Origin of the sequence: Rhodococcus sp. EPR-157, assembly GCF_001647195.1 — a bacterium.
Lineage (GTDB): Bacteria > Actinomycetota > Actinomycetes > Mycobacteriales > Mycobacteriaceae > Rhodococcoides.
Genome location: NZ_LVCV01000587.1, coordinates 1 through 2,227 on the forward strand (window position 1 = coordinate 1; position 2,227 = coordinate 2,227).

The window sequence follows — 2,227 nt, forward strand, 5'->3', positions numbered from 1 at the left end:
GCCCGCATCGAACAGATCCGCCTCCGCACACACCCGGAAATCGATCAGATCGTACAGACGCCGAACAAGGGCCGCAGCCGCGACATTCTCAGCACGGCGGGCACCGGACAAACCGTCGAGCAAACCCGACACACACACGTCGGTGTCGCGTCGCCTGTCGTCCATATCGCCCCCCGGCATCCCCATGACAACCAAGAGTAGTCGAACAAATGTTCGAGTGCAACCGCAGAAGCGAATCCGATATGAACCTCGCACGATATCGAGATCCATTCGGGAACAATCCGAGTAGAGGGAAAGTTGATCGGAGCATGACACGAGTAGCGGTAGCAACAGCATTCGGTGGGCCGGAAGTCCTACACATCGTGGACGAGGCTGTGGCAGCACCTGCGGCCGGTCAGGTCCTCGTCGAGGTCAAGGCGATCGGCGTGAACCCGTTCGACTACAAGGCGTACAGCGGGGCATTCGGGAAAGATCCTTCGACTCTTCCGCTGCACCTCGGTAGCGAAGCCAGTGGTGTCGTGATCGCGGTGGGGAGCAATTCGTCAGGCCCGGCTGGTCCTATCTCCGTCGGCGACGAGGTGATCGTGTCAGGCGCGCAGGGGACGTACGCCGAAAAGCTATTGGTACCAGCCGAAGCCGTCCTCCCGAAGCCGAAGTCGCTGGACTGGGAGGTTGCAGCTGGATTGCTCTCAGTAGCGGGCACCGCGTACGACACCCTCGTGGTGACCGGCGTATCGGAGGGGGACACGGTGCTCGTGCACGGCGCAGCGGGTGGAGTCGGATCGATGGTCGTTCAGCAGGCGAGGGCGCGCGGAGCACGCGTCATCGGCACTGCGCGGGCCGTCAACCATGATGCGCTGCGCGCGTACGGTGCCGAACCGGTCGAATACGGTGACGGTCTGCTGGATCGAATCAACGAGATCGCTCCCAGCGGTATCGATGTCGCCATCGACACCGTGGGCACGGACGAGGCGGTGGATGTGTCGTTGGCATTGGTCGCCGACAAGAAGCGCATCGTCACCATCGCTGCGATGGGGCGCGCTGCCGAGCACGGCTTCCTATCGGTCGGGGGCGCAGAAAGCACGAAGCGGCGCAAGGCTGCTCGCCTCGAATTGGTGAACTCTGCTGGCGCAGGCGATTACACGGTGCCGATCGCCAAGACGTTTCCACTCGATCAGGCAGCCAAGGCACACCAGGAACTGAAATCGGAGCACCCGCGAGGAAAGTTCATTCTGATCCCTTGACCGGCGTCAAACTCCGAGAACCTTCCCGTCGACGACGATGCGAGCGCCACGCTCTGCGTAGAACGACAGGTGATTCTCGATTCCCGTCGCCGAAGTTTGCGGATAGAACCAAGCGATGTCCTTCGGCCCGGAAGGCATAGACACGTACGACGCCGTCCCCTTGTACGGGCACGCCGTCGTGGTGGTCGATTCTGTGAACAGCCAATGCTTCACATCGATCCGCGGAACGTAATACCTTGGCGGAAGGCCGGTTTCGAACAGGATCTTCGGACGATGGGTGTCCGCGACAAGAGCGTCTCCGACGTAGATCTGCACGTGGCGCGAGGACGGGAGCACGTCGACTCGCACATAGGGGTCACGAGGATGAACGAACACCTGCTCGTCTTCCTCGAACCATGCGTCGACTCGGTCCCAGTAGAATGACACGTACGCGCTGAGGTCGAGAGCATCAGCCAGCGGTTCCGGGTAGGTCCAGAGTGCGTCGACGGATGTCTTGCCTGCCACCTGGATCGTCCGATACGTCGCGACGCCTTTGCGTGGACATACCGATGTCGTATCGGAGTCCCGCAGGAATTCGTTCCGGACGTCCGTCCGCGGAATGTAGTAGGCGGGTAGGTGGTCCTTCTCGAAAACGTAGATCGACTCGGTGGTGTCGGCGACAACCTCACCGCCGAAATACGCGCGGATCCTGCGGGGATTGGGTTCGGTGGCCACCGTGCCGTTCGGGGCGACCGACTGAACCTTCCGCGCGTGGCTGAGTGCCTTCGACAACGCGTACCTCCTGCGTCGAAACTACCTTCGTCACTCTAGCTTGAAGCCGACCTTCACCGTCACCTGAAAGTGCGCCACGGCTCCGTTCTCGATGTGTCCGCGGGTCTCGACGACCTCGAACCAGTCGAGGTTGTTCAATGTGGTGTTCGCGCGTGCGATTGCTTTGCGGACGGCATCGTCGGTGCTCTCGGTCGAGGTTCCGACGATCTCGG

At 61.6% G+C, this 2,227-nt stretch carries 4 protein-coding genes; 1 reads left to right on the plus strand and 3 read right to left on the minus strand.

The features are described 5' to 3' along the window. On the minus strand, positions 1-186 hold a 186-nt coding region (locus A2J03_RS25450; protein WP_156520581.1), incomplete at its 3' end, for a hypothetical protein. A 122-nt stretch (positions 187-308) separates the two neighbouring features. Here A2J03_RS25450 and A2J03_RS25455 point away from each other — a divergent pair. Beyond that, positions 309-1,244 carry an NADP-dependent oxidoreductase gene (locus A2J03_RS25455; RefSeq protein WP_068379732.1) on the plus strand — a complete coding sequence of 312 codons (936 nt, stop codon included), beginning with the start codon at positions 309-311 and terminating at the stop codon, positions 1,242-1,244. 6 nt (positions 1,245-1,250) lie between these two features. Here the strand turns inward: A2J03_RS25455 and A2J03_RS25460 are convergent, their stop codons facing one another. Both A2J03_RS25460 and A2J03_RS25465 read right to left on the minus strand, forming a co-directional pair. Next, positions 1,251-2,015 carry a DUF427 domain-containing protein gene (locus tag A2J03_RS25460; RefSeq protein WP_068379730.1) on the minus strand — a complete coding sequence of 255 codons (765 nt, stop codon included), beginning with the start codon at positions 2,013-2,015 and terminating at the stop codon, positions 1,251-1,253. Positions 2,016-2,045: 30 nt separating this feature from the next. Beyond that, the coding region (locus A2J03_RS25465) for a dodecin (RefSeq protein WP_197480959.1) at positions 2,046-2,227 on the minus strand (182 nt) is incomplete at its 5' end.